General features: G+C 69.4%; 26 protein-coding genes and 1 tRNA gene. 11 read left to right on the top strand and 16 right to left on the bottom strand.

The window, feature by feature from the left end; genetic code table 11:
- The first annotated feature begins 361 nt into the window (after window positions 1-361).
- Window positions 362-1,153: a class II glutamine amidotransferase gene (locus ASF58_RS20890; RefSeq protein WP_055957068.1), complete on the top strand. Its 792-nt coding sequence runs from the start codon at window positions 362-364 to the stop codon at window positions 1,151-1,153.
- 289 nt (window positions 1,154-1,442) lie between these two features.
- Complete coding sequence (locus tag ASF58_RS20885; protein WP_055957172.1) at window positions 1,443-2,885, top strand: NAD-dependent succinate-semialdehyde dehydrogenase; 1,443 nt, start codon at window positions 1,443-1,445, stop codon at window positions 2,883-2,885.
- Between the two features lie 95 nt (window positions 2,886-2,980).
- Here ASF58_RS20885 and ASF58_RS20880 read toward each other — a convergent pair whose 3' ends face one another.
- The 4 genes from ASF58_RS20880 to ASF58_RS20865 form a co-directional block, all read right to left on the bottom strand.
- Complete coding sequence (locus tag ASF58_RS20880; protein ID WP_055957066.1) at window positions 2,981-3,190, bottom strand: SlyX family protein; 210 nt, start codon at window positions 3,188-3,190, stop codon at window positions 2,981-2,983.
- Window positions 3,187-4,044: a rhodanese-like domain-containing protein gene (locus ASF58_RS20875; protein WP_162242089.1), complete on the bottom strand. Its 858-nt coding sequence runs from the start codon at window positions 4,042-4,044 to the stop codon at window positions 3,187-3,189. Before ASF58_RS20875 ends, ASF58_RS20880 begins: the two co-directional genes overlap by 4 nt.
- 70 nt (window positions 4,045-4,114) lie before the next feature.
- Window positions 4,115-5,038, bottom strand: a complete 924-nt coding sequence (locus tag ASF58_RS20870; protein ID WP_055957065.1) for an AprI/Inh family metalloprotease inhibitor — start codon at window positions 5,036-5,038, stop codon at window positions 4,115-4,117.
- Entirely contained in the window at window positions 5,035-6,000 is a 966-nt protein-coding gene (locus tag ASF58_RS20865) for a 2-hydroxyacid dehydrogenase (protein ID WP_055957064.1), read from the bottom strand. The genes ASF58_RS20870 and ASF58_RS20865 overlap by 4 nt, the downstream gene beginning before the upstream one ends.
- Window positions 6,001-6,252: 252 nt before the next feature.
- Between ASF58_RS20865 and leuC the strand changes: the two genes are divergently transcribed.
- The 3 genes from leuC to ASF58_RS26280 all read left to right on the top strand — a co-directional run bounded on the left by leuC (window position 6,253) and on the right by ASF58_RS26280 (window position 9,360).
- Complete coding sequence (gene leuC, locus ASF58_RS20860; protein WP_055957062.1) at window positions 6,253-7,668, top strand: 3-isopropylmalate dehydratase large subunit; 1,416 nt, start codon at window positions 6,253-6,255, stop codon at window positions 7,666-7,668.
- A 106-nt stretch (window positions 7,669-7,774) separates the two neighbouring features.
- A tRNA-Leu gene (locus tag ASF58_RS20855) sits at window positions 7,775-7,859 on the top strand.
- Between the two features lie 898 nt (window positions 7,860-8,757).
- Window positions 8,758-9,360 (top strand): hypothetical protein, encoded by a 603-nt coding sequence (locus tag ASF58_RS26280; RefSeq protein ID WP_156375825.1) that lies wholly within the window; start codon window positions 8,758-8,760, stop codon window positions 9,358-9,360.
- Between the two features lie 529 nt (window positions 9,361-9,889).
- On the opposite strand, the gene ASF58_RS20850 is transcribed toward ASF58_RS26280, so the two are convergent.
- The 4 genes from ASF58_RS20850 to ASF58_RS20835 all read right to left on the bottom strand — a co-directional run bounded on the left by ASF58_RS20850 (window position 9,890) and on the right by ASF58_RS20835 (window position 13,396).
- On the bottom strand, window positions 9,890-10,609 hold the full coding sequence (locus ASF58_RS20850; protein WP_055957061.1) for an acyltransferase family protein: 720 nt from the start codon (window positions 10,607-10,609) through the stop codon (window positions 9,890-9,892).
- 283 nt (window positions 10,610-10,892) lie between these two features.
- Window positions 10,893-11,480 carry a DUF2721 domain-containing protein gene (locus tag ASF58_RS20845; RefSeq protein WP_082513213.1) on the bottom strand — a complete coding sequence of 196 codons (588 nt, stop codon included), beginning with the start codon at window positions 11,478-11,480 and terminating at the stop codon, window positions 10,893-10,895.
- Between the two features lie 656 nt (window positions 11,481-12,136).
- The gene (locus ASF58_RS26275) at window positions 12,137-12,388 is read right to left on the bottom strand and encodes a hypothetical protein (RefSeq protein WP_156375824.1); all 252 of its coding nucleotides are present in this window, start codon (window positions 12,386-12,388) and stop codon (window positions 12,137-12,139) included.
- Between the two features lie 189 nt (window positions 12,389-12,577).
- Window positions 12,578-13,396, bottom strand: coding sequence for an FkbM family methyltransferase (locus tag ASF58_RS20835; protein ID WP_055957057.1), 819 nt, complete (start codon window positions 13,394-13,396; stop codon window positions 12,578-12,580).
- Between the two features lie 362 nt (window positions 13,397-13,758).
- On the opposite strand from ASF58_RS20835, the gene ASF58_RS26270 reads away from it, so the two are divergent.
- On the top strand, window positions 13,759-13,920 hold the full coding sequence (locus ASF58_RS26270; RefSeq protein WP_156375823.1) for a hypothetical protein: 162 nt from the start codon (window positions 13,759-13,761) through the stop codon (window positions 13,918-13,920).
- A gap of 425 nt (window positions 13,921-14,345) precedes the next feature.
- Here ASF58_RS26270 and ASF58_RS20830 read toward each other — a convergent pair whose 3' ends face one another.
- The 3 genes from ASF58_RS20830 to ASF58_RS20820 form a co-directional block, all read right to left on the bottom strand.
- Window positions 14,346-14,612, bottom strand: a complete 267-nt coding sequence (locus ASF58_RS20830; RefSeq protein ID WP_055957055.1) for a hypothetical protein — start codon at window positions 14,610-14,612, stop codon at window positions 14,346-14,348.
- Window positions 14,613-14,780: 168 nt separating this feature from the next.
- On the bottom strand, window positions 14,781-14,963 hold the full coding sequence (locus tag ASF58_RS20825; protein WP_055957170.1) for a DUF3606 domain-containing protein: 183 nt from the start codon (window positions 14,961-14,963) through the stop codon (window positions 14,781-14,783).
- A 105-nt stretch (window positions 14,964-15,068) separates the two neighbouring features.
- Window positions 15,069-15,344, bottom strand: coding sequence for a hypothetical protein (locus ASF58_RS20820; RefSeq protein ID WP_055957053.1), 276 nt, complete (start codon window positions 15,342-15,344; stop codon window positions 15,069-15,071).
- 201 nt (window positions 15,345-15,545) lie between these two features.
- Between ASF58_RS20820 and ASF58_RS20815 the strand changes: the two genes are divergently transcribed.
- The 4 genes from ASF58_RS20815 to ASF58_RS20800 all read left to right on the top strand — a co-directional run bounded on the left by ASF58_RS20815 (window position 15,546) and on the right by ASF58_RS20800 (window position 18,604).
- A complete protein-coding gene (locus ASF58_RS20815; protein WP_055957052.1) occupies window positions 15,546-16,340 on the top strand; it encodes a transporter substrate-binding domain-containing protein in 795 nt (264 codons plus the stop codon).
- Between the two features lie 144 nt (window positions 16,341-16,484).
- Entirely contained in the window at window positions 16,485-17,147 is a 663-nt protein-coding gene (locus ASF58_RS20810) for an amino acid ABC transporter permease (protein WP_055957051.1), read from the top strand.
- 9 nt (window positions 17,148-17,156) lie between these two features.
- A complete protein-coding gene (locus ASF58_RS20805) occupies window positions 17,157-17,813 on the top strand; it encodes an amino acid ABC transporter permease (protein ID WP_055957049.1) in 657 nt (218 codons plus the stop codon).
- Window positions 17,810-18,604, top strand: a complete 795-nt coding sequence (locus ASF58_RS20800; protein ID WP_055957047.1) for an amino acid ABC transporter ATP-binding protein — start codon at window positions 17,810-17,812, stop codon at window positions 18,602-18,604. The genes ASF58_RS20805 and ASF58_RS20800 overlap by 4 nt, the downstream gene beginning before the upstream one ends.
- 16 nt (window positions 18,605-18,620) lie before the next feature.
- Here ASF58_RS20800 and ASF58_RS20795 read toward each other — a convergent pair whose 3' ends face one another.
- The 5 genes from ASF58_RS20795 to ASF58_RS20775 form a co-directional block, all read right to left on the bottom strand.
- Complete coding sequence (locus ASF58_RS20795; RefSeq protein ID WP_055957045.1) at window positions 18,621-18,833, bottom strand: hypothetical protein; 213 nt, start codon at window positions 18,831-18,833, stop codon at window positions 18,621-18,623.
- Between the two features lie 169 nt (window positions 18,834-19,002).
- Window positions 19,003-21,774: a formate dehydrogenase subunit alpha gene (fdhF, locus tag ASF58_RS20790; RefSeq protein ID WP_156375831.1), complete on the bottom strand. Its 2,772-nt coding sequence runs from the start codon at window positions 21,772-21,774 to the stop codon at window positions 19,003-19,005.
- Between the two features lie 283 nt (window positions 21,775-22,057).
- Window positions 22,058-23,776: an NAD(P)H-dependent oxidoreductase subunit E gene (locus ASF58_RS20785; protein ID WP_055957042.1), complete on the bottom strand. Its 1,719-nt coding sequence runs from the start codon at window positions 23,774-23,776 to the stop codon at window positions 22,058-22,060.
- Window positions 23,777-23,886: 110 nt separating this feature from the next.
- Entirely contained in the window at window positions 23,887-24,210 is a 324-nt protein-coding gene (locus tag ASF58_RS20780; protein WP_055957041.1) for a hypothetical protein, read from the bottom strand.
- Window positions 24,211-24,301: 91 nt separating this feature from the next.
- On the bottom strand, window positions 24,302-25,123 hold the full coding sequence (locus tag ASF58_RS20775; protein ID WP_055957040.1) for a fumarylacetoacetate hydrolase family protein: 822 nt from the start codon (window positions 25,121-25,123) through the stop codon (window positions 24,302-24,304).
- Window positions 25,124-25,306: 183 nt separating this feature from the next.
- On the opposite strand from ASF58_RS20775, the gene ASF58_RS20770 reads away from it, so the two are divergent.
- Window positions 25,307-26,041, top strand: a complete 735-nt coding sequence (locus tag ASF58_RS20770) for a GntR family transcriptional regulator (protein WP_055957037.1) — start codon at window positions 25,307-25,309, stop codon at window positions 26,039-26,041.
- Window positions 26,042-26,085: the final 44 nt, after the last annotated feature.

Below are 26,085 nucleotides of genomic sequence, written 5' to 3'. Positions count from 1 at the left end.
TACTGATTCTCTCGAAGTGATGCTGCGCCGCCACGGTACAGGGGGCAAGAGTTCGAATCGTTGTTCCGGCTATGCGGTTCCCGCATCGATGATCGGTTCCGGCGCCGCATTCCCGCCGGGCTCGCATGATGAATGCCCCGCAGGCCGCCGCCCGCCGGACTCGCCCGGGTCCGCGACGGTGCGCCTCTTGCATGGCTGGCTCGGCGCGAGGCCGGGACCGCGGTGGATGTTAACCATGCGTTCACCACGTTAGGCTGAACGTCGGGGGCGTGGGGATCGAAGAGGTTGCACGAGACGGACGCCGCCCTAGCGCGGCGACCGGGTCGGTCGCGTCGTTGAGATCAGGGGGTGTTTGTCCGTCATGTGCCGCTTTCTCGCCTATTCCGGTGAGCCGGTCTTCCTGACCGACCTCGTCTGCGCACCGACGCACTCGCTGGTCCACCAGTCGCTCCATGCGGCCGAGGCGAAGACGGAAACCAACGGCGACGGCTTCGGCATCGGCTGGTACGGGGAGCGGGTCGATCCGGGCCTGTACCGCGACGTCTGCCCGGCCTGGTCGGACGAGAACCTGGTCAACCTGTGCCAGCAGGTGCGGGCGCGGATGTTCTTCGCCCATGTGCGGGCCTCCACCGGCACCGCCACCACCCGGGCGAACTGCCACCCCTTCGCCCATGGCCGCCACCTGTTCATGCACAACGGCCAGATCGGCGGCTATCACCGCATCAAGCGCCGGATCGAGGCGCTGATCCCCGACGCGCTCTACGACGACCGGCGCGGCACCACGGATTCCGAGGCGATCTTCCTCCTCGCCCTGGCCAACGGCCTCGCCGAGGACCCGATCGGCGCCATGGCCCGGACGCTGGCCACCGTGCGCGAGCTGATGCGGGCGGCCGAGGCCACCGAGCCCCTGCGCTTCACCGCCGTGGTCACGGACGGCGAGACCCTGACGGCCTATCGCTGGGCCTGCGACGGCTCGCCCCCGAGCCTCTACTACCGCCAGACCGAGACCGGCCTCGTCGTCGTCTCCGAGCCGATCGACGGCTGTCGCGACGGCTGGAAGGTCGTCCCCAAGGGCGGCACGCTCCAGGCCCGCCGCGGCGGCCCGGTGACCCTCACCGGCCCCGAAGCGGTGGCCGAGCGCATCGCCGCCTGACGCGAGCCGCGCGCGGTCACGGCGGCCGCCGTGAGAGCGGCGGCCCTGAAACCGTCGGCGGCTCGGGATCGCACGCCGCCGGCGCGCCCCTCCGGGTCCGGAAACGCCTGCGGCGCCCCGGGATGACGGCTGGGTGGCATCCGCGATCGGATCGCCCGGGAGACGGGAGGTCCGGTCGGCTCGGCGTGATGGCGGCACGCGGCCGTCGACCCAGCCATCCCCCGACGTGGGTTGCGGCCCGCGCCTGAAGGGCGGACAACCCGGCATCATGGCCATGCGGGAGCCGCCGATGACGTATCCGAACGTGACGCTGCACATCGCCGGGGCCTGGACCGACGGGTCCGGCTCGGAGACTCTGCCGGTGCTGAACCCGGCCACCGGCGAAACCCTCGGCACCCTGGCGGTGGCGACGCGCGACGACCTCGACCGGGCGCTGGCGGCGGCCGAGCGGGGCTTTGCCGCCTGGCGCAAGGTCTCGGCCTACGAGCGCGCCAAGGTGCTGCGCCGGGCCGCCGACCTCCTGCGCGCGCGGGTGGAGGACATCGCCCGCCTCATGACCCTCGAGCAGGGCAAGCCCCTCGCCGAGGCCCGGGTGGAGATCCTGGCGGGGGCCGACGTCACCGACTGGTTCGCGGAAGAGGGGCGCCGCGCCTACGGCCGGATCATCCCGGCCCGCGCCGACGGCGTCGTGCAGATGGTGCTGCGCGAGCCGGTCGGCCCCGTGGCGGCGTTCACGCCCTGGAACTTCCCGATCAACCAGGCGGTGCGCAAGGTGGCGGCCGCCCTCTGCGCCGGCTGCTCGGTGATCCTGAAAGGACCCGAGGACACCCCGGCGAGCTGCGCGGCCATGATCCGGGCCTTCCTCGATGCCGGCGTCCCGGGCGACGTGCTCTCCCTGGTGTACGGCGACCCGGCCGCGATCTCGGGCTACCTCATCCCGCACCCGGTGATCGCCAAGATGTCGTTCACGGGCTCGACCCCGGTGGGCAAGGAACTCGCCGCGCTGGCGGGCCGGCACATGAAGCGGGCGACGATGGAGCTCGGCGGCCATGCGCCCGCGATCGTATTCGAGGATGCCGACGTCGACACCGCCGTGGCGGTGCTCGGCGCCAACAAGTTCCGCAATGCCGGCCAGGTCTGCGTCGCCCCGACCCGGATGCTGGTGCACGAGGCCGTCTACGACCGCTTTCGCGATGGCTTCGTGGCCTTCGCGGAGGGCCGCCGGGTCGGCGACGGGCTCGACCCCGAGACCACCATGGGACCGCTCATCCATGCCCGGCGCCTGGAGGCGATGGAGACCCTCTGCGCCGACGCAGTGGCGCAGGGCGCCGCGCTCCGCACCGGCGGCAAGCGCATCGGCAACCGCGGCAACTTCTTCGAGCCGACCGTGCTCTGCGACGTGCCGTTGACCGCCCGGATCATGAACGAGGAGCCCTTCGGCCCGGTGGCGCTGATCCAGCGCTTCTCCGACGACGCGGACGCCTATGCGGAGGCCAACCGGCTCCCCTATGGCTTGGCCGCCTACGCCTATACCCGCTCGGCCTCCCGCGCCGTCGAGATCGCGGCCCGGGTCCAGAGCGGCATGGTCGGCATCAACCATCACGGCCTCGCTTTCCCGGAGACGCCCTTCGGCGGCGTCAAGGATTCCGGCTACGGCAGCGAGGGCGGCTCGGAGGCCCTGGAGGCCTACCTGACCACGAAGTTCGTCAGCCAGGCGCGCGTCGGGGGGTAGGGGGCGTACGGGTCCGGGATCGCGGTTCGACCCTCCCCCCGCAGAGCGGGGAGGGTTGTCGCTGCCGCCGGCGCGCCGGCGCGGACGATCACCCCTCAATAATGCGGCGGCGGCGGCTCCGGGGCCCCCGAGCCCGGCCGGTTGGCGGCGGCCTCGACCTCTTCCACCAGCTTGGCCATCTGCCGGGTGAGGGCGTCGATCTGGCGCCACTGGGCCGTGATCGTGGTGTTGAGGTCGTCGATCACCACGTCCTGCTCAGTCAGGCGCATCTCCAGGGCGTCGATGCGGGCGGAGAGATCGGTCATCGCGGCGTCTCGGAAATCGGAGTCTCGGGGATCTTGAGCTTGGAGATCGGGGGCTTGGAGACCGGAGTCTTGGAGATGGGGGTCTTGGAGATCGAGGATTCGGACATCAGGGTTTCGGGCGCGTGGTCGGGCCGCTCGACCAGGGCCGGGCCGAGGGCGATGCGGCCGTCGAAGACGAAGCAGTCGCCCGTCCAGCGGTTCTCGGAGTCCGGCACCGTCTCCAGGTAGCGCAGGATGCCGCCTGCGAGGTGGCGCACGTCGGCGAAGCCCTTGGCGCGCATGTAGGCGCCCGCCTTCTCGCAGCGGATGCCGCCGGTGCAGAACATGGCCACGCGGGGATGCGCCGCCGGGTCGAGGCCGTCGACGTAGGCGCGGAAGTCGCTGAACCGGGTGATCCCCGGATCGACCGCGCCGGGAAAGCTGCCGAGCGCCACCTCGAAGGCGTTGCGGGTGTCGATCAGCAGGAGGCCCGGCGTCTCCAGCAGCGCGTTCCAGGCCTCCGGCGCCACGGGCGTGCCGGCGCCGGTGGCCGCATCGGTGGCGCCGTCGTCGAAGGTGACGATCTCGCGCTTCACCCGGACCTTGAGCTGGCGGAACGGCGGCGCCTCGGCCTGCGAGCACTTGCAGTCGAGCTCGGCGAGCCGGCCGCCGAAGAGCGGGCCGGTGCGCAGCGCCACCAGGAAGGCTTCGATCGCCGGGGCCGGGCCCGCCACCGTGCCGTTCACGCCCTCCGGCGCCAGCAGCAGGGTGCCGGTGAGGCCGAGCTCCGCGCACAGGGCCTCGAGGGGGGCCTGCAGGGCGGCGACGTCCGGCAGGGCGACGAACTGGTACAGGGCGGCGACGGTCAGCGGCATCGGGGGCGATCGGCAGGCGAGGAACAGGGGACAGGAACTGGGTTCAGGGGCAGGGTCTACGGCACAGGGCTCACGGGGCGGCGGGATCGACCCGGCGCAGCACGAAGGTGGTGCCGACCTCCGGGTCGCGGCGCCAGCGCCCGTCCCCGGCGGCCACCAGGTTCACCATGTGGCCGCGGCGGGCGTTCAGGGTCAGGTGCCCGTTGGCGAAGCGCCAGGAGACGGGGTCGAACACCGTCAGGCCGCCGTCGCGGCAATTGTCGAGGATGCGCACCGGCGCCGGCGCGGTGCCCGGCGTCAGCTCGATGCGGCAGACATCCTGCTCACGGTAGCGGTCGAGGGCGTAGGTACCGGGGGCCGGGCCCTCGCCGGCGGGCACGGCCGCGGGCGCCGCGGCGCTGCGCGCATCCGGGGCGGCGCTGCCGGCCCCGGCATCGCCGGCCCCGGCGTAGCCGGCACCGGGGCTGGTGGGGACCGCGTCGGTCGGCGGCACCATCGCGACGATCTGGAGCGGCACCAGGCTGAAATGCTCGTCGGCCGCGGCGGCCACGAGGCTGCGGGCATCGACCCGGGTGCTGAACTGCAGCACCGGCCGGACGTCCTTGTCGACGAGGCGCAGGTTGCCGTCGGCGAAGAGCCAGCCGGCGATGTGGTTGAGGATCGGCAGGGCCCGGCGGCACCCGGCCGGGAAGGACAGCCGCCGCCCGGCGGGCCCGCTCGCGCCCGACAGGGTCAGCACGCAGCGCCGGGTGCTGCCGTCCCGCGACAGGTCCCAGGTGCCCGGCACCCCCGCGATGTCGCGGGGCAGGCTCGCGACGAACGGTTGCTCGGGTGCGGCGGCCGCCGGCGCGGGCGCCTCCTGCGGCCGGGCGCTCTCCTGCGCGGGGGCGGTCTCCTGCGCCGGGGCGCTGTCCTGGGCGACGGCGGCCTCCTGGGCGAGGGCCGATGTCGCCAGCGCCAGGGCGAGGGCGGCGGTGTGGCGCGCGCGGATCATGCCCGGGCCGTCCAGGGCGTCTCCGGCACCGGGGTGAGGGGGCCGCGTCCGTCGAACCAGGCGACGAGGTTGTCCACCACGAGCCGGCCCATGGCGGCGCGGGTCTCGACCGAGGCCGAGCCCACATGCGGCAGGAGCACCACGTGGTCCATGGCCACGAGCGCGGGCGGCACGTGCGGCTCCCGGGCGAAGACGTCGAGGCCGGCCCCCAGGATGGTGCCGGCCTGGAGGGCCCGGATCAGCGCCGCTTCGTCGATGAGGCTGCCGCGCGCGACGTTGACGAGGAGGCCCTGCGGTCCCAGCGCCTCCAGCACCGCGGCGTCGACGATCCCGTGGGTCTCCGGCCCGCCCGGGGCCACCACCAGGAGCACGTCGGACGCCTCGGCGAGGCCGAGCAGGGTGGGGTGATAGGCGTAGGGCACGTCGGCCTGGGGCCGGCGGCCGTGATACGCGATGGCGACGCCGAACCCGTCCAGGCGCCGGGCGATGGCCCGCCCGATCCGCCCGAGGCCGAGGATGCCCACGGTGCGGCCGCGCAGGGTCGGGGTCAGCGGGTAGGTCCGCTGCGGCCAGTGCCCGGCGCGCAGGTGGCGGTCGGCCTGGGGGATCTGGCGCACGGTGGCCAGCAGCAGGCCGAGGGCGAGGTCGGCGACCTCGTCGGTAAGGACGTCCGGCGTGTTGGTGACGACCACGCCCTGCGCGGCGGCCGCCGCCGTGTCGATGGTGTCGTAGCCGACGCCGAAGCTCGCGACGATCTCGAGGCCGGGCAGGCGCGCCAGCAGGGCCCGGTCCACCGGCGCCTGCGCCCCCGTGGCGAGGCCGCGGATGCGCGGGCCGGTCTCGGCCAGGAAGGCTTGCGGATCGGGGACGGTGTCGAGCCGGTGCAGGGTGAAGCGCGCGGCGACGGCGTCCATGACGTCGGGATGCATCGCCTTGAGCATCAGGATGTCGATGGGCGGCATGGGGGTCTCGGTGACGATCGGGATCTGGCGGAAGCCTCGGGGCTCCGTGCCGACAGCTTTAGGCCGCGGCTCCGGACCGGTCCAGTGACCTTGACCAGTGACCTTGAGCGACCCGCGCCCGGCCCCATGCGGGCGCCTCCGGGCTGCCATCCGCCCGGCGCAGTCGGGTCCCCACTTTCGCTGCGCGCCTTGGAACACTACTAAAGGGACACCGCACTCCGTTTCCCGACGAACAACCAGAACAGCCACGCCATGACAGCGCCGCGCACCCTCTACGACAAGATCTGGGACGACCACGTCGTCGATGTCGAGCCCGATGGCTCCACGCTCCTCTACATCGACCGCCACCTCGTCCACGAAGTCACCAGCCCCCAGGCCTTCGAGGGCCTGCGCGTGGCCGGGCGCCGGGTGCGCCACCCTGAGAAGACCCTCGCGGTGGTCGATCACAACGTGCAGACCTCCGACCGCCGCTTCGGCATCGAGGACCCGGAGAGCCGCATCCAGCTGGAGGCGCTGGCCGAGAACGTGCGCGACTTCGGCATCGAGTTCTACGACGCCCTCGACCGGCGCCAGGGCATCGTCCACGTCATCGGGCCGGAGCAGGGCTTCACCCTGCCGGGCCAGACCATCGTCTGCGGCGACAGCCACACCTCGACCCACGGCGCCTTCGGGGCGCTCGCCCACGGCATCGGCACCTCGGAGGTGGAGCACGTGCTCGCCACCCAGACGCTGCTGCAGAAGAAGGCCAAGAACATGCGCGTCAGCGTCGACGGCACCCTGCCGCCGGGCGTGACGGCCAAGGACATCATCCTGGCGATCATCGGCGAGATCGGCACCGCCGGGGGCACCGGCTACGTCATCGAGTATGCCGGCTCGGCGATCCGCGCCCTCTCGATGGAGGGCCGGATGACCATCTGCAACATGTCGATCGAGGGCGGCGCCCGCGCCGGCCTGGTGGCGCCGGACGCCACCACCTACGCCTATGTCGAGGGCCGGCCGAAGGCGCCCCGGGGCGAGGCCTTCGCCCGCGCCAAGGCCTACTGGGAGAGCCTCGTCACCGACGCGGGCGCCCATTTCGACCGCGAGGTGCGCCTGGACGCCGCCAACCTGCCGCCGATCGTCAGCTGGGGCACCAGCCCCGAGGACGTGGTCTCGATCTCCGGCGCCGTGCCCGACCCGTCGCGGATCGCGGACGAGAACAAGCGCCAGTCGAAGGAGAAGGCCCTGAGCTACATGGGCCTGACCCCCGGCACCAAGATCACCGACATCACCCTCGACCGGGTCTTCATCGGCTCCTGCACCAACGGCCGCATCGAGGACCTGCGGGCGGTGGCCCAGATGGTCGAGGGCCGGAAGGTCCACGCCAACGTCTCCGCCATGGTGGTGCCGGGCTCCGGCCTGGTGAAGCAGCAGGCGGAGGCCGAGGGGCTCGACCAGATCCTCAAGGCGGCCGGGTTCGACTGGCGCGAGCCGGGCTGCTCCATGTGCCTCGGCATGAACGCCGACCGCCTGAGCCCGAACGAGCGCTGCGCCTCGACCTCGAACCGCAACTTCGAGGGCCGCCAGGGCCATCGCGGCCGCACCCACCTCGTCTCCCCCGCCATGGCGGCGGCGGCGGCCGTGGCCGGGCGCTTCGTCGACATCCGCGAGTGGCGCCGCGAGGCCTGAGCCACAATCGAATGGCCGGCCGAAAAATCCGCTGCGATCCGGATTGACGGCCGGCCCCACCCCGCCTAAACGAAACCCCGTCGGCGCCGCAGAGCGGCCCCGGCGAGCCCAGGTGGCGGAATTGGTAGACGCGCTGGTTTCAGGTACCAGTCTTGCAAGAGGTGAAGGTTCGAGTCCTTTCCTGGGCACCACTTGATTTCCAAGCTTTGAAATCGAGACGTTTTCCGCAGTTTCCCCTGTCCTGTGTCGACCGGTACAGGATCGTTCAAACCCGACGCACCCGCGCGATTTGATCAGCGGTTCGCGTCCCGGTCGCACTCTCCCGATCGCTCGACGTTCATCCAGACAGCTCCGCGCCGTGCTGCTGTCGCACCGGGCTGTGTGACGCGGCTCGGCGCCGCTGAGCCCGTCCGCGGCCGCCGGATGCTCGGAGCGGGTTCGTCGCACCCAACTCCTGACCACGCGCGCTGAAGGTGCCGCCGCAGTTTGGGACGGCGGGGCCCTGGACTCGTCCGCGGTGCGGGGCGCACTCACCTGTCCCCCAGGCGGTTCGGCCGAGGCGGGTTTCGGAGGTCCAGCCAGCCGCGCCCCTGCGGCCGTTCACGCGACCGGCTGCGGCCTGCTGCGTCACTTCATGACCGCTGAGGGCGCATTCGACGGTCGCTAGGGCTGCCATGATTCCGTTCGCAGCCCAGACCCAGGCCGCCCCTGAAGCGGTCTCGACGCAGTCGATCCGGCCGACCGAGACGCCATCATCCGTTGCCGCGTAGTCGCGCCGCGCATCGGCTCGGCCGGGCCATGTACGAGCCCATGTGATGGTCATCGCTACAGCGTTTTCTACAGCATGAACTCATCCGCCATGCCGCTCCAAGAGCGCCGGCAGCATGAGTTCGTCCAATCCATCATAGGACCGATTCGCGGTGGGCTCTGATGCCATTTTCTGGCCATAGGTCAAACCGGAAACGTAAGTTTCAACTCGAACTAGAAAAAGCGGTGCCGATTGAAGGACTTGAAGCCTCGATTTAACGCTTACAAAGCCATTATCTATCGCTCTGATGTACCGGCAAATTCGAATGAGTGAGGCGATCGGTGGCCCTGCAAACAAATTCCCATCAGATCTATGCTAATCTTATGAATGAAATCCGGGTCCGGATCAATTTCCTCGGAAGTATGATAGCTAGTAGGGATACTTGGCCGCCGCGACTATTTCAAGAATTCGCTTACTTGCAATTGCGAATGCTGTGCGAACAGATTGCGTTGGGGTGTCTTATCGCCCATGGGGATATTAAAGATAAAGGGACACTAAGAGAATGGCATACGCCGCGGATAATGCGAGAAATGGAAAAGTTAAACCCTGATTTCTATCCAAAAGGTATAAGGGTAAGGCGAGAAGGCGAAAATTTTGCTCTTGACGAATACCTAGTGCCACAACTCAAAAGGGAAGAACTCATCAAGTTATGGCAAATTTCCGGCAACTTTCTTCATAGAGGAAGTGGTAAAACTTTAGTAAATGAATCTCCTGAAGGTCCAGAAGTTGATATCGACGAAATACTTTCTTGGTCAAATAAGATATTGAACCTTATGGAACAGCATATTATCTCTTCATCGGATAAAAAGTCGCACTTGGTTGTGGCGCTATCTAGTGAGGATCACGGAAGGCAATCCTTGATAACTATCCTTGCTTCTCCTTGAGATATTGCGAGTGAACGGTGGAGGGGCATTGGTAAGGAACAGTTAGTAGCGGTCCTGAAGCTCGATCGGTGCGAGAGGCTCGAGAAAAAGCCTATCGCGATCAAAGGCACTGTTTATCCCGCACATGAGCCGATTGCGTCTGAAATCACTGGCTTATTCGATAACTTTCCTGGCCACCACTTGATTTCCGACTTTTGAAATCGAGACGTTTTCTGCAGTTTCCCCTGTCCTGTGTCGACCAGTACAGGAGCGTTCGGAACCTGACGCACCCGCGAGATTTGCTCAGCGGTTCGCGTCCCGTTCGCGATCTCCCGATCGGTTGGCATTCATCCAGGCAGCTCCGGGCAGTGCTGCCGTTGCATCAGATGCGTGACGCGGCTCGGCGCTCAGGCTCGGGTGGCCTTGCCGACCCCTCTGCTTGCACACCCGCGGAGCGGTACGAGACGGCGGCATCTTCGAGAGCCGGCGACCACCGCCAGTTACGCCCAATCATCCCACGCAAAGTCCAAGTTCCATCGCGTGACCAGCCTCAGCGTTCTATGAGCCGGGCTGGGGCGAGGCTGCCCGCCGGCGACGGCACGCGTGCCGTGAGCGATCGCAGCCGAATGAGGATGGGTTTCTCGTTGAACCAGGAGATGGCTCCCCCGCCGACGGAACAGGCCAGCCGAGAGGCGGCCAGGGAGGGCATCCATCCGGATGGCCACGCCCCCAGCCGGTCCCATGCGTGTTTGAGGGCCGTCAAGATGAAGCCGTGGACCAGATAGATGCTGGAGGAGGCGTCGCCCAACAGGCTCGTGGTCTGGCTGACGCGGTCCGAGGGACGCCGTGGCCCGGCGAACAACAGGGCGACCGCGACGATGATGCCGGCGCCGATCATCGCGAGGAGTTCGCTATCCAGGGCGCGCGTTTCGACCAGACGCGCCTGACCCGCCACGACGCGGACGAGACAGGCGACGACGGCCGTGAACGGCCTGGACGGATGCGTGAGACCCCCGGTTCGACCGTCGATCTCGCTCAACAGGGCGCCCAGAAAGATCATCCAGACGATCTTCTGCGTCTGGAACGTCAGGATCGGCGACGATGACACGGGGTGGGGAAGCCGTGACGGCAGGAGCGCGAGAGCCCCGAAGGCGCTCGTTCGGTGCGCCACGCCCTTGCGCCGCGGGAACGCGAGCGAAACCGCGAACAGCGCGTAGAAGAACATCTCGTACTGGGCAGCGGAGTCTTGCGTTGGGCGCGGTCCGGCCATGGCAGGCTCCGCACCACGGCCCGGCGATGACGTCTCGGCTGCCGGCTGCCAGCGACGCGGCGGCGCCCTCTCCGCAGCGCCAGGGGCTGCCGGGGCAGGGCGATCCGAGGCACGCGGCCGGCCTGAGGCGTCTCCGGTTCAGGCGGCAGGCGCCGCCCGGAGGTCGGCGGAGGTCAGAGCATCCGCGCGTGCGCGACGCTCGCGCTCCCCGCTTCGTCTCCTGCTCCAAGCCTCCAGTCTCCAAGCCTCCAGACTTTGAGTCTCCAGGCGCCGGAGGATCGCCTCAGGACCGCGTCGGGACCCGGTCCTGCCCGCGTCGGTGCGGATCGTTGATGTCGCCGGCACCCTGGTCGATGCCATGCGCCAGCTCCGGGATGTCCAGAAGTTCCGTGTGGATCTGCCGGCGGATGATCCGACCTTCCATGATGACCATGGCGGCCCCGACGATGACGAGGATGAGCCCGAGCGTCGCCGTGCCCATGCTGACGAGCTTCAGGGCTTCGCTGTCCTGGAACACGAGCGAAAACCCACCGAAGATCATCGTCGAGATCAGCAGCATGGCCGAGATGAGCCCGCAGCCGATCGCCCGGTTCATCAATTCGCAGCGGCGCTTGTAGTTGAGGATCTCATCCCGCATGTTCGCCTTTCTGCTGTCGGAAAGGTCTGGGGATCTGAACTTCTCGATCAAGTCGCGATAGCGATCGATGGCCGCATCGTAGCGGGTCTGTAGGAACGCTACAAAGATCCAGGCCGCGAAAATAATCGAGGCGGCTGGTCCAACCGTCGTCAGCACCTTGGCAAGGTCAAGGTTCATCGAGATCCAACTTTCTTGGGGCAATTTTCTTGGGGTAACGTTCTTGGGGTCTGTCATTTGTCTCTGACACACCCTCCATCAAACCTGTCGCGCACGACCGTGTTCCCCGTCTGGGCCTGCTGACCGGCTGAGACGGAACGTCCGCTGCGGCGCCGACGACCGAGGTCGGAGCGCGGGCCTTCCCGAACGGTACCGGATGCGCCCCTGAGGCGCGGTGGAACGCGCGGGTTCGCGATGGGGCGGGTCATCCTGTGATCGCGAACCGAGGAGGCCGGGCGTCAGGTCGGCCGGGGGCATGGGCGTGGCGAAGCCCGGCGGTCCGGTGACCGGGGCCGTCATCTGCCGGGCAAGGTCGCAGACTCGGAGGCCTTCAGGTGGATCCGACGTCGCGCTGCGCGGTCGGCGCCGCCGGGCGGGCCCCCGGCGCCGTCCGACCACCGCGCCCCCGCGATGGATCGGTTCCTGCATCGCGGACGTTCCCCGTTCTGCGTCACCGCATGAGGATGCCGCGATGTCGTTGTTGCTCGAAGCCGCCGACGATCCGGAGGCGGACGATTGGGACGCGATGGCGAAGGCGGCGCGGGAGGCCATCGATCTGCGCCTGCGCCTCCGCAACGGCGAGGATGTCGCGCGTTTCTGGTCCGCCGTGGCGAAGCTTTACGCCCGGGGCCTGCCGGAGATCGCGGCCGTGGCTCCGGTGGCGGGCGTCGCCCTCACTCCGAGTCCAGACCGTACTCTGCCCGAAGTGCTGCCCGCCGGCCGCGCAGCGCCAGCGCCTTGATGGCATGGTTGCGGCTCGTCGTCAGAATGGCGGTCGCTGTCGTGGGCTGGGCGTCGCGCATCGTGTCGGCCAGCGCAGCCAGCTCCGACGCGGCCGCTTCCTCGGCGGCGATGCCCGCCTGAAGGGTGTCGAGCACGGCCTGCACCATGGGAATGACCTGCGGGTAGCGAACCTCATCTCTCATCCAGGGTCCCTTTCTGCCTGCATCCCGTCGCGCTCGAGAGGGGTCGGGCGCGGCCGGCGCGCCTGCGATCGCGCGTGTCCTGCCACAGGGTAGCGTCCTGGGCTCCCGGGGCAAGCGGGTGCGGTGGGTAAGGGTGCCGCGGCCCGGCGGTTCGGCGCCGGCTCGGGCAGGAGGGGGCGCCGCCCGGCCTCAGCGCAGCCGGACCGCCTGGATGATCTCCGGCTTCGACGCATGCACCGCCACGAAATTCGGCGGCCCCTGGAAGGTCTCGTCGCGCGGGTTGTAGCTCTTGAAGGCGACGCCCCGGGGCATGACCGGGCCGAGCACGAAGCCGTGGCCGGTCAGGACGCGCCAGAAGTCGAGGAGCAGGAACTTCGCGTAGATGTTGATCATGCCGTACTCGAACTGGATCACCGAGATCCGCCCCTCGGCCAGCATGCGGGAGAAACCCTCCAGGACGAGGTGCTCGGCGCCCTCGACGTCGAGCTTGAGGAAGTCGATCCGGGCGATGGATCGGTCCGCGCAGTAATCGTCGCCGCGGATGACCCTGACGCTCTGCCGGGTCCAGCTGCCCTTGTTGATGGCGGTGCCTTCGATCAGCGAGCTCAGGCCGTCCTTGCGCGGGTTGACGTGGATCTCCACGGTGCCGGGCTGGTCGGACAGGCCGAAATCGTTCGCCACCACCCGGTCGGAGCGCACGTTGGCGACGAACCGGGCGTAGGTCTCGGGGACGAGTTCGAAGGCGTGGAGCTCCGCGTCCTTGAACCGGGACAGGCAGGCCTTGGCGTATTCGCCCTTGTTCGCGCCGACATCGAAGATGGTCTTCGTCTCGAGCCGGGCGAGCTTGTCCAGGAGCCTGTACTCGCCGTTGCTCTTCATGTCGTAGTTCAGATTGTTGTAGCTCTTCGTATAGGCATTCGCCGTGTGGTACAGGGCCGTCGAGAGCGGGCCGAAATTCTGTGAGATCAGGCGATTCACGCCTCGGACGGCACGATCCAAGAGGCTCATTCGTGGGATCTCCGAACAGATCGCAGGAGGGCGGGCGCGGCGCGCCCGGCGACCTTATGGGCCCGGTCCGGCAACGTCACGGCCCTTTTCGCGGCGCAGCGCGCGTCCGCTGGCGTCGCGCGCGCCGGGCGGCGGCCGTGATCGAAGCCCCTCAGTCTCGACCGCAGCCGCTCGCGACGTGCAGTTGAGCGGCTCGAGGACATCGCTTCGAGACTGCATTCGCAGGCGCAAGCCTAGTCCTGCCGCAGTTCTGCCGCAATTGTTGCTGTGCGAGGTGTGTCCTCGCAATTTTGAATAAACTTTGAAACGGTTCCGGCGCGACGGCGTTACGGACACATCCACCACTCACATCGGACATGCTCATGGCGGAACAAGCCCTGGCCACGGCGGTCGACATCACGACCGCAGAGGGCAAGCCCAAGCGCGACTACCTGACCCCCATCGTCCTGGGGTCGCTCGCCGTGATGGAGTTGGGATGGGTCGGGCTGTTGGGCTGGGGCGCGCTCTGGCTGGTCGGCGCTTAGCCGCGGGCGCTCACCGGCGCCTCGTCGGGCCAGAGCGGTGCGCGTGCGGCCAGTTCCAGGACCAGCGCAAAGCACGCAAGATGGATCGTGACGTAGGCGAACATGGCGTCTTGCGCTTCCTCTCCGCGCACGGCCGGCGCGGCTGTGCAGTATGCTGCAATGAGCGGGAGAAATGCGCAACGTGTATTGCGCGATCAAACCTCTGAACGTGCAGGCTGTGCTTTTACGACAACCCTAACAAACTTTTGATGGTGGATTGCCGGCCCGGCGCAGCGTGAATCCAACACATCGGCGTGATCAAGACTCTGTCAGGACTCGGACCGGTCGCTGTCCGTCCGCGGAGGTCGGGGGCGGCAAGAGCCTGGTGCTGGCAAGACTTGTCCCTCCCGATGCTGGCCCCCGCCCGAATGGGCCATCCGCCGGGCTCAGTGCCGCGTGTCGTCCGTCGGGTCGGAGACGGGTTCGATCCCGAGGGCCTCGCTCAGGGGGAACTCCAGCACGATCTCGCCGGTCTCGTCCTCCACGAACAGCACCGCGCGCAGGAGCTGCGGGTCGCTGTCCGCGCCCTGGAGAAGCTGCTGGGCCAGGATCTGGGCCGCCGTCCAGGCGGCGTCCGGGCTCGCCAGATCCCGGCCGTCCGGGTCCACCACCACATCGTCCCCGATATGCGTATGGAAGAAGTAGCGTGGCATCGAAACCGGCTCCCGTCGGGGGCAGCGAGCCGCGCGCGTGACCCGCGCGGAACCCCCGGCCTCAAGATGGGGACGCGCGTCGGCGCAGGGCAGGGGGGCGTGGGCCGATCTCGAGCGCTTCATGCCCGGGCTCGCGCGTCACGTCCGCGCTAGCGCTTCACATCCGAGTTAGCGCTTCTTGCCCAGTTCGGCCGCGATGTCCTTCGTCATCCGGCCGACCTTGCGGTGGGCGGCGGCGAGTTGGTCCTGGGTGACACCCCAACGCTTCATCCAGAACTCCACCGCCTTGCGCTCCGAGAGGTCGAGGCGATCCTTGTCGATGAAGCCGCGTTTGTCCTTGAGACCAGCCATGAGCATTCCCGTCCGCGCGGCCGCCGGGCCGCGCGGAACCGATATGGGGTGGGGGACCGGCCCGGGCGAGTCTGCGGCGCGCGATGGCGCGCGCCGCGTCGCGCCTCAGCGGGTGGGCGCGCTCGTGCCCTTGCCGGCGGCGCCCGGCGAGGCGCCCGATCCGGCATCGTTGGCGCCGGTGCTGTTGGAGGTGCCGGACCGGCTCTTGTCGCCCGTCGAGGGGCCGCTGCCGGCCGCGCCCGGGGAGGAGCCGGCGCCGGCATCGTTCGGGCCGGTGGTGTTCATGGTCCCGGACTTGGTGGTGCCCGAGCCACCCTCGGCCGCCAGGGCGACCGATCCGAGGGCGAGGGTACCGGCGAGGGCGAGGGCGAGGATCTTCATGGCATTTCTCCCGATTGTTTGGCGTGACTCACGCTTTCGTCAACGCCACGCTGCCGTCCAAAGTTCGGGATGAGGCGGGGACGAGAGCCGGCCGACGGGAGCGCCGAGGCTCCATCGCTGTGGACAGGCCAGCATCCGTCTGGCGTGCTGCACAAAAATTGCACAGGCAGGGGCACACGTTTCCGGAAAGTCGATTCACCGATGCCGCTCACCAAACGCCGCCTCCTCGTCGCCCTCGGGCTCGGAGCCGCCCTGCTGTCCGCCGCGGGCGCGCAAGCGCAGGACGCGCTGGCCGAGATCACCCGGACCAAGGTGGTGAAGATCGGCATTCCCACCGATTACCCGCCGTATGGCTTCGTCGGCCTCGACCTGCAGCCCATGGGCCTCGACGTCGACATGGCCAACCTGATCGGGGCGAAGCTCGGCGCCAAGGTCGAGCTGGTGCCGGTGGTGAGCGCCAACCGGATCCCCTACCTGCAGACGAAGAAGATCGACCTCATCGTCTCGACCCTCGGCAAGAACGAGGAGCGCATGAAGATCATCGACTTCAGCGCCGCCTATGCGCCGTTCTACCAGGGCGTGTTCGCCCTGAAATCGACCAGCATCAAGAGCTTCGACGACCTCGCCGGCAAGTCGGTGGCGGTGACCCGCGGCGCCATGGAGGACGAGATGCTGGGCAAGGTCGCGCCGGCCTCGGCCCAGATCCAGCGCTTCGAGGATCAGGCCGCGACCACCGCGGCCTTCGCGGCGGGCCAGACCCAGGTGATCGCCACCAGCGTCTCGAACATCGGCGTGCTCAGCCGCAAGAACCCGAATCTGGGCGTCGAGTACAAGCTCCTCCTGCGCGACAGCCCCTGCTTCGTGGGAATCGCCAAGGGCGAGGACGCCCTCCTGGCGAAGGTCAACGCGATCGTGTTGGCCGCCAAGGCGGACGGGACCCTCGAGGCTCTGTCGCAGAAATGGCTGAAGCGCGGGACCGGCGACCTGCCGCTCTGATCCGCCGCGCCGAGCGGTCCGCCCTGGCGCGGGCCGCTCGGCGAACGCTGCCCGCCGGGTCGCTCCGCCACCAAGGCTCCCTCTGCCGCCAAGACTCCCTCCGCCACCAAGGCTTCCTCCGCCACCAAGGCGCCCCCCATCACCATGCCGCTGCAGCTCGATTTCACGAGTATCCTGGTCCAGTGGCCGCTGCTCCTGCGGGGCGCGGCCTGGACCGTGGGCCTCACCGCCGTGGCGACGCTCCTGGGCGCTGCCCTGGCGATCGCCTGCGCCTGGGCGCGCTCCAATGGGCCGGCGCCCCTGCGCTGGCTCGTGGGGACCTATGTCGAGCTGATCCGCAACACGCCCTTCATTGTGCAACTGTTCTTCATCTTCTTCGGCCTGCCGGAGATCGGCATCCGCCTGTCGCCGGCGACGGCCTCGATCCTGGCCATGACGATCAATCTCGGGGCCTACGCCACCGAGATCCTGCGGGCGGGCATCGAGGCGACGCCGCGCGGGCAGATCGAGGCGGCCGAGAGCCTCGCGCTCACCCGGGCCCAGATCTTCACCCGGGTGGTGCTGCCGCCGGCCCTGCGCAAGGTCTGGCCGGCCCTCGTCAGCCAGATCGTCATCGTCATGCTCGGCTCGGCCGTCTGCGGCCAGATCTCCACCGAGGAGCTGAGCTACGCCACCAACCTGATCCAGAGCCGCAACTTCCGCGCCTTCGAGACCTACATCGTCGGCATGCTCGCCTATCTCGGCCTCGCGATCCTGGTCCGGACCCTGCTCAACTGGGCCGGCCCGCGCTTCCTGTTCGGCCGCTAGGACATCGCCATGCCGGACTTCACCCTCTGGGACATCCTGCGCAACCTCGCCCTCGCGGCGCGCTGGACCGTGGCCCTCTCCCTCGCGGCGTTCCTCGGCAGCGCGGTGGTCGGGCTCGGCCTGCTGCTCGTCCGGCTCGCCGGCGGGCCCTGGCTCGGACGCGCCGTCGGCGCCTACGTCCAGCTGTTCCAGGGGACGCCGCTGCTGATGCAGCTGTTCCTGCTCTATTTCGGCCTCGCGGCGGTCGGGTTCGACACCTCCGCTTGGCTCGCCGCCTGCGTTGCCCTCACGCTCTACGCTTCGGCCTACCTCACGGAGATCTGGCGCGGCTGCGTGGCGGCGATCCCGCGCGGGCAGTGGGAGGCCTCGGCGAGCCTCGCCCTCAGCTTCGGCCAGCAGTTCCGCCACATCATCCTGCCCCAGGCCCTGCGGATTGCGGTGGCGCCTACGGTCGGCTTCCTGGTGCAGGTGGTGAAGGGCACGGCGCTCGCCTCCGTGATCGGCTTCGTCGAGCTGACCAAGGCGGGCGGGATGATCGCCAACGTCACCTACGAGCCGATGCTGACCTATGGCTGCGTCGCGCTGCTGTACTTCGTGCTGTGCTTTCCCATTAGCCTCTCTGCCCGCCTCCTCGAAAGGAAACTCGCGATGAGGACCCCCGCATGAGCGCCGCCCCGAACGCGACGCCGGCCGGTGCGGGCCAGCCCCACACCCAGGTCGGTGCGCCGATCCTGCGCATCACGGCCCTGCGCAAGTCCTACGGCACGCACGAGGTGCTGCGGGGGATCGACCTCGACGTGGCGCGGGGCGAGGTGGTGGCGATCATCGGCAAGAGCGGCTCGGGCAAGAGCACGCTCCTGCGCTGCATCAACGGCCTGGAGGTGTTCCAGCACGGCTCGCTGATCGTCGACGGCCGCCATCTCCTGCACGACAACCCGAAGGCCATGCGGGAGCTGCGCCAGGGCGTCGGCATGATCTTCCAGAACTTCAACCTGTTCCCGCACCTCTCGGTGGGGCGCAACGTGATGCTGGCCCCGCACCTCGTGAAGCGGCGGCCGGGGCCGGAGAACGCGGCCCGCGCCCGACAGCTCCTCGCCCGGGTCGGCCTCGCCGAGAAGTTCGACGCGATGCCGGACAAGCTCTCCGGCGGTCAGCAGCAGCGGGTGGCGATCGCCCGGGCGCTGGCCATGGACCCGGCGATCCTGCTCTGCGACGAGATCACCAGCGCCCTCGACCCGGAGCTGGTCGGCGAGGTCCTGCGCGTGGTGGAATCCCTCGCCGAGGAGGGCATGACCCTGCTGATGGTCACCCACGAGATGAGCTTCGCCCGCAAGGTCGCCGACCGGGTGATCTTCATGCACCAGGGGCTCGTCCACGAGATCGGGCCGCCGGCCGAGATCTTTAGCGCACCGCGCAGCCCGGAGCTGCGCCAGTTCCTGTCCTCGCTGCAGGACTGAGGGCGCGGGGCCCGGCTCAGGCCGCCTGGGCGGGCTCGATATCCTCGCGCGAGGGCTCGTAGGCGCACCAGTGGCAGTAGCCCTTGTCGGCAACCTTCGGCGCGTTGCGCTGCGAGCAGCGGGGGCAGACCAGCACGGACAGCGTCTTGCCGCGCAGGTGGGCGAGGCCGCGGCCCCGGAAGGTGACGGCCACCGACTCTCCGGCATGGGAATCAGGGCTGGGGGACATCGGGGCTCCTCGGATCGCGCTGGACGAGGACCAACGGCCAACCTCCGCATCGGTTCAGGACTGTCCCCAGGCGGATGCCGACCCGACCCTCCAAAAAGAGGGGCCGGAGGCGACGCCGGGGAGCGTCGCCTCCGGCCCCCGGCCGTCGCGTGGTGCGGTGGAGCCCGCCTTATTCGGCAGCGATCTGCCGCGGCCGGACCGCCTCGACCCGGGCGGCGCAGAACTTGAACTCCGGGATCTTGCCCATGGGATCGAGGGCCGGGTTCGTCAGGAGGTTGGCGGCGGCCTCGGCGTAGCAGAACGGCATGAAGATCATGCCCACCGGCACGTCGCGGTCGGACCGGACCTTGAGCTCCACCGCGCCGCGGCGGGTCTCCAGGCGCATGGTGTCGCCGGGCTCGAGGCCGAGGCGGTAGAGCTCCCGCGGCGCCATGAAGGCCACCGCCTCCGGCTCCAGGGCGTCGAGGACGCCCGAGCGCCGGGTCATCGAACCGGTGTGCCAGTGCTCCAGCACGCGGCCGGTGGAGAGCACCATCGGGAACTCGGTGTCGGGCACCTCGTCCGGCGGCACGATGTGGGCCGGAACGATCTTGGCCCGCCCGCTCGCCGTCGGGAAGCCGGCGTAGAAGATGATCTCGTTGCCGGGCTGGTCGGGACCGTCGACCGGGTAGGTCACGGCACCCTCGCGCTCCAGCCGCTCCCAGGTGATGTTCTTCAGGGAGGGCATCACCTGCGCCATCTCGGCGAAGATGTCGGCCGGGCCCGTATAGGTCCAGTCGAGGTCGAGGCGGCGGGCGAGCTCCTGCAGGATCCACCAATCCTGGCGGGCGTCGCCCGGCGGCGGCACGACGGGCTTGGCGATCTGCACGCGCCGGTCGGTGTTGGTGAAGCTGCCCGCCTTCTCGGCGAAGGCGGAGGCCGGCAGCACCACGTCGGCGTGGAAGGCGGTCTCGGTCAGGAACAGGTCCTGCACCACGAGGTGGTCGAGCATCGCCAGGGCGTGCCGGGCGTGGTTGAGGTCGGGGTCCGACATCGCGGGGTTCTCGCCCTCGACGAACATGCCCTTGATCTCGCCCGCGTGGATGGCGCGCATGATCTCGACCACGGTCAGGCCGTTCTTCGGGTCGAGGGACTGGCCCCAGAACGTCTCGAACAGGTCGCGGACGGTCTCGTTCTCCACCGACTGGTAGTCCGGATAGACCATCGGGATCAGGCCGGCGTCGGATGCGCCCTGGACGTTGTTCTGGCCGCGCAGCGGGTGCAGGCCGGTTCCGGGGCGGCCGATCTGGCCCGTGGTGAGGGCGAGCGCGATCAGGCAGCGCGAGTTGTCGGTGCCGTGGACGTGCTGGCTGACGCCCATGCCCCAGAAGATGATCGAGGCCCGGGAGCGGGCGTAGAGGCGCGCGACCTCGCGCAGGGTCTCCGCGTCGATGCCGCAGACCGGGGCCATCTTCTCCGGCGTGAACTCGACGATGCGCTCCTTCAGGGCCTCGAAGTTCTCGGTGTACCCGGCGATGTACTGCTCGTCGTAGAGCTTCTCCGTCACGATGACGTTGAGCATCGCGTTGAGCATCGCCACGTCGGAGCCCGGCTTGAAGGCGAGGTGCTTGTAGGCGTGCCGGGACAGGACCTGCCGGCGCGGATCCATGATGATCAGCTTGGCGCCGCGTTCCTTGACCGCGTTCTTGATGAAGGTCGCGGCCACGGGGTGGTTCACCGTCGGGTTGGCGCCGATGATGACGATGACCTCGGCATCGAGGGCCGCCGAGAACGGAGCCGAGACGGCGCCGGAATTCAGGCCCTCCATCAGGGCCGCCACCGAGGAGGCGTGGCAGAGCCGGGTGCAGTGGTCGACGTTGTTCGAGCCGAAGCCGAGGCGCACCAGCTTCTGGAAGAGGTAGGCCTCCTCGTTCGAGCCCTTGGCCGAGCCGAAGCCCGCCAGTGCCTTGCGGCCGACCGTGTCGCGGATGTGCTTGAGGCCGCCGGCGGCGCGCTCCAGCGCCTCGTCCCAGGTCGCCTCGCGGAAGTGGGTCCAGGGGTTGGCCGGATCGACCTGGTCGTTGGCGTCCTTGGCCACGTTGTCGAGGCGGATCAGGGGCTTGGTCAGCCGGTGGGGGTGGTGGACGTAGTCGAAGCCGAAGCGGCCCTTCACGCAGAGGCGGTTCTGGTTGGCCGGTCCGTCACGCCCCTCGGCGTAGACGATCTTGTTGTCCTTGACCTTGTAGGAGACCTGGCAGCCGACGCCGCAATAGGGGCAGAGCGAATCCACCTCGCGGTCGGGATAGACGGTGCGGGTCTGGCTGTCGTCGAGGTAGGCCGCGGGCATCAGCGCGCCGGTCGGGCAGGCCTGGACGCACTCGCCGCAGGCGACGCAGGTCGACTGGCCCATCGGGTCGTCGAAGTCGAACACCGGCCTGGCGCTGGCCGAGCGGTAGGCCATGCCGATGACGTCGTTGACCTGGACCTCGCGGCAGGCGCGGACGCAGAGGTTGCACTGGATGCAGGCGTCGAGGTTCACCCGCATGGCCGGGTGGCTCCAGTCGCCCTCCCAGCGCTGGGCGGCCGGGAAGCGGCTCTCGGTGACCTCCACGTGGTCGGCCTGCGCCCAGAAATGCGAGGTCGGATCGTGCGAGATCTCCCGGGCCGGCTGGTCGGCGACGAGGAGCTCCATGACCATGGCGCGGGCCTTGGTCGCCCGCTCGGAGGCGGACTTCACCTTCATGCCGACGCCCGGCACCCGCTTGCACGAGGCGGCGAGCACGCGCTCGCCCTCGATCTCGACCATGCAGGCGCGGCAATTGCCGTCCGGCCGGTAGCCCGGGGCGGGCTTGTGGCAGAGGTGGGGGATGTGCGTGCCGAGGCGCTGGGCGACGGCCCAGATCGTCTCGCCCGGGGCCGCCTCGACCTGCTGCCCGTCGAACTCGAAGATCACGCCCGGGATGCCGGCCGGCATCTCCTTGAGGCCGAAGGTGCCGCTCGGGGCCGGACCTGCCTGGCCGCCCGACTGGGTGCCCTCGGAATAGGTGCTCCCGGCGCCCGGGTTGGCGCCGTCCGCCTTGCCGCCCGCATCCTGGGGGCCGGTCGGGGTGGTGGCGTGGGCTCCGCTGAGACCACTGTTCTGTGTGCCGCTGCTCATGGTTCCGCTCCAGTCATGGCGCAGGAAAATCGGGGTCGGGCCGCTGCCGCGAGGGGGGCAGCCGCACCGTCGGGTCGGGGACGGATCGCTATTCGGCCGCGATCCGCTGCGGCGACGGGAACAGGTCCGGGAAGTACTTGATCACGGTGGTGAGCGGGTTCGACGCCGCCTGGCCCAGGCCGCAGATCGAGGCGTCGCGCATGCACTGCGAGAGTTCGCCGAGGAGATCGGTGTCCCACACGTCGTTCTCCATCATCACGCGCGCCTTCTGCGTGCCGGAGCGGCAGGGGGTGCACTGTCCGCAGGACTCGTCCTCGAAGAACCGCATCAGGTTCAGGGCCGCGCCGCGCACGTCGTCCTGGTCCGACAGGACGATGACGGCGGCCGAGCCGATGAAGCAGCCGTACTTTTCGAGGGTACCGAAATCGAGCGGGATGTCGTCCATGCTGGCCGGCAGGATGCCGCCCGAGGCGCCGCCGGGCAGGTAGGCCGCGAAGCTGTGCCCGTCGCTGATCCCCCCGCAATATTCCTCGATCAGCTCGCGGATGGTGAGGCCGGCCGGGGCGAGCTTGACCCCCGGTTCCTTCACGCGGCCCGAGACCGAGTAGGAGCGCAGGCCGACCCGGCCGTTGCGGCCGTGGCCCTTCCACCACTCCGCGCCCTTCTCGACCAGGTCCCTGACCCAGTAGAGGGTCTCGACGTTGTTGATGAGCGTCGGGCGGTTGAACAGGCCGACCTGGAACGGGAAGGGCGGCTTGTGCCGCGGCAGCCCGCGCTTGCCCTCCAGGGACTCGATCAGCGAGGATTCCTCGCCGCAGATATAGGCGCCCGCGCCCCGGCGCAGATGGATGCGCGGGCCGCCGGCCGGAAGCCGGGCGATCTCGCGGGCCAGGATCTCGCGGGAGATCGGGTACTCGTCGCGCAGGTAGATGTAGACGTTGGCCGCCTCCACCACGTGGGCGCCGATCAGCATGCCCTCGAGGAAGCGGTGCGGATCTTTGTTGAGGTAGAGCTGGTCCTTGAAGGTGCCGGGCTCGCCCTCGTCACCGTTCACCGCCATGAGGCGGGGACCGGGCTCGCCGCGCACCGAGCGCCACTTGCGCCCGGTGGGGAAGCCGGCGCCGCCGAGGCCGCGCAGGCCGCCGTCGTCGAGGACCTGCAGGATGGCGTCGATGCTGAGCTCGCCCGCGCGCAGCCGGTCGAGGACGGCGTAGCCGCCGCCCGCCCGGTAGGCGTCGTAGTCGGGATAGGCCGGCAGGTGGGCGTGAGTGTCGCCGGCCTGGACCGCCGCCGTGACGCTGGCGACGTCGGCCTTGTGCAGGAAATTGTGGCCGACCTCGACCGCCGGGGCATGGTCGCAGAGGCCGACGCAGGGCGCGCGCACCACGCGCACCCCGCTGCCGAGGGTCGCGCGCAGGGCTTCCAGCAGCGGCTCGGCGCCGAACATCGCGCAGGTGAGGCTGTCGCAGACGCGCACGGTGAGGGCCGGCAGGTCGGCATCGCCATCCTTCAGCACGTCGAAATGCGCGTAAAACGTCGCCGTCTCGAACACCTCGGCGAAGGCCAGGCCCATCTCGTCGGCCAGAGCCGCCAGGTGAGCGGCGCTGATCTGCCCGTAGGTGTCCTGGACGAGGTGCAGGTGTTCGATCAGCAGGTCGCGCTGCCGCGGCCGATCGCCCAGCAGGCGCTCGATCTCGACCTTGGCCACGGGCTCGACCTGCCGTCCCTTGGGGACGGGCCGGGCCCGGTTGCGTCCCTTGCCAGGGTGCTCGAAGCGGCGAACCTCGCCGATGTCATGCGCGCTCATGCGTTCATCCTACCCCTTTGGTATTCAAAATACCAGATTCTGCGCAGTGTTCTTATAGGCCTCCCCATAGCAGCACATGAGAAAAATTCGGAAGTGAAATTGGTCGCGCGTCACTGGCCGCCGAACGCACGCAGCGGCCGTCCGGCTTCCGAGCGCTGAACGAAGGATGGCGGAGCCCCGGCCGGCAGTGCGGCGAGGCGGGGGCCGACCACGGCGTTGATCTCGAGCTCGAACGCGTCCAGGGCCTCGTTCACCCGCGCCACGGCGGCCGCATCGAGGGAGTCCGCCTGCGGACGGTCGAGGCCGGCCCCGCGCAACGCGTTCCGCACCGTGTCCAGCAGCTCGGGCGTCAGCGGCGGGGCCGCCTCGTCGGCGTAGCCCCGGGCGACGATCTCGGCCCAATCGGCTGTGGAAGAGGTGTGGGATTCTGTCATCGCTGCGGCTCCAAGTCGCGAGTGTCGGAGCATCAACGCGCGGCGCGGCCATTCAGCCGCGCCGCGTCGTCATCGCGGCAACGACAGGCCGTCAGGCCCGGTCGGTGATGCGGATCGACAGGTCCGGCAGGCCGGCGATCTGTCCGAGGAGCACGTCGCCCGGCACCACCGGCCCGACATTCTCCGGCGTGCCCGAGTAGATCAGGTCGCCGGCCTTCAGCTCGAAGGCCTCGGACAGGTTGGCGATCTGCTCGGCCACCGACCAGATCATCTGCGACAGGTCGGCGTCCTGGCGGACTTTGCCGTTGACGCTGAGGCGGATCGCGCCGCGCTCCGGATGACCGATGGCCGAGACCGGATGCAGGGGGCCGATCGGCGCGGCGTGGTCGAAGCTCTTGCCGATCTCCCACGGCTTCTTCTGGTCGCCCATGCCGCGTTGCAGGTCGCGCCGGGTCATGTCGAGGCCGATCGCGTAGGCGTGGACGTGGTCGAGGGCGGCCTCCTTCGGAATGTTGCGGCCTCCCGACCTGAGGGCGGCGACCAGCTCGAGCTCGTGGTGGTAGTTCCGGGTTAGGGACGGGTAGGGATGGTCGGCGACCCGACCGACGGGCACGACCTGGATCGCGTCCGTGGGCTTCTGGAAGAAGAACGGCGGCTCGCGCGTCGGGTCCGACCCCATCTCGCGGGCATGTGCGGCGTAGTTGCGCCCGATGCAGTAGATCCGCCGCACCGGGAACACCTCGGCGCTGCCGACGATGGGGATCGTCACCTGGGGCAGGGCGAACAGCGGCCGGGGCGTGGCGCCGCCCGAGGCCGGCTCGGCTTCCTCGGCCGGTGCCCGGCCGGACAGGAGAGCGCTTCCGGCGGCGGCCGCTGCCGCGACCCTGAGGGCGTTGCGTCTGTTCGTGGTCATGAGCCGATGCCTCGTGGTGAGCCGTGATCGCGCTGTCGCGCGTCCCTTCCAACGCGCCGCAGCCCCGCGCGTCCCGCGACAGGGATCGATCCGAGCGGACGGCACCCGGCGCGATCGTGCAGGGTGGTTGACAGCTAGCGGCGGTGCATGCTTCATAATTCATATAGATGAATAGAGGACTGCATGTCACTGCTGGCTGACGCAGATCCGCGGTTGTCGCGCTACCAACAGCTGCGCGACGTCATCGTGGCCCGCATCGTCGACGGCTCCTGGCGGGCCGGCGACGCGATCCCGACGGAGGCGGAGCTGTCGCGGGAGGCCGGCATCGCTGTCGGGACCGTGCGCAAGGCCATCGACCTTCTCGTGGCCGAGGGCATCCTCGACCGGGTCCAGGGCCGCGGTACCTTCGTGCGCCGCCCCTCCCTCGACCGCTCCCTGTTCCGCTTCTTCCGCCTCACGGATGGCGATGGGCGCCAGGCGGTACCCCAGGCCCGCATCCTCTCGCGCAGCCGGGCGCCGTGCCCGACCGAGGCGGCGGAAGCCCTCGGCCTGCCCCCCGGCGCGCTGGCCCTCCGCCTGGAGCGCCTGCGCCTCGACGGGGCGACGCCGCTGCTGGCCGAGGAGATCTGGCTGGCGCTGGACCGGTTCGCGCCCCTGGAAGACCTCGCCCCGGACGCTTTCGGCGACCTGCTCTACCCGCTCTACGAGCGCCTGTGCGGCGAGGTCGTGGCCATGGCCGACGAGACCCTGACCGCCTCCGGCGCCTCGCCCGCACTCGCCGCCCGCCTCGGCCTCCCGGCCGGCGCCCCCGTCATGGTGATCGAGCGCATCGCCCGGGGCTACGACCGGCACCCGATCGAGTGGCGCCGCTCCCACGGCGCCGCCGAGCGCTTCCGCTACCGCGTCGAGATCCGCTGACGCCCGACCATCGTCCCGGCAACCCGCCTCGAAGAGCGGAGCGC

The sequence above is a fragment of the Methylobacterium sp. Leaf125 genome (assembly GCF_001423085.1).
Taxonomy (GTDB): Bacteria; Pseudomonadota; Alphaproteobacteria; order Rhizobiales; family Beijerinckiaceae; genus Methylobacterium.
This window is presented reverse-complemented; position numbering and strand designations above follow the sequence as displayed.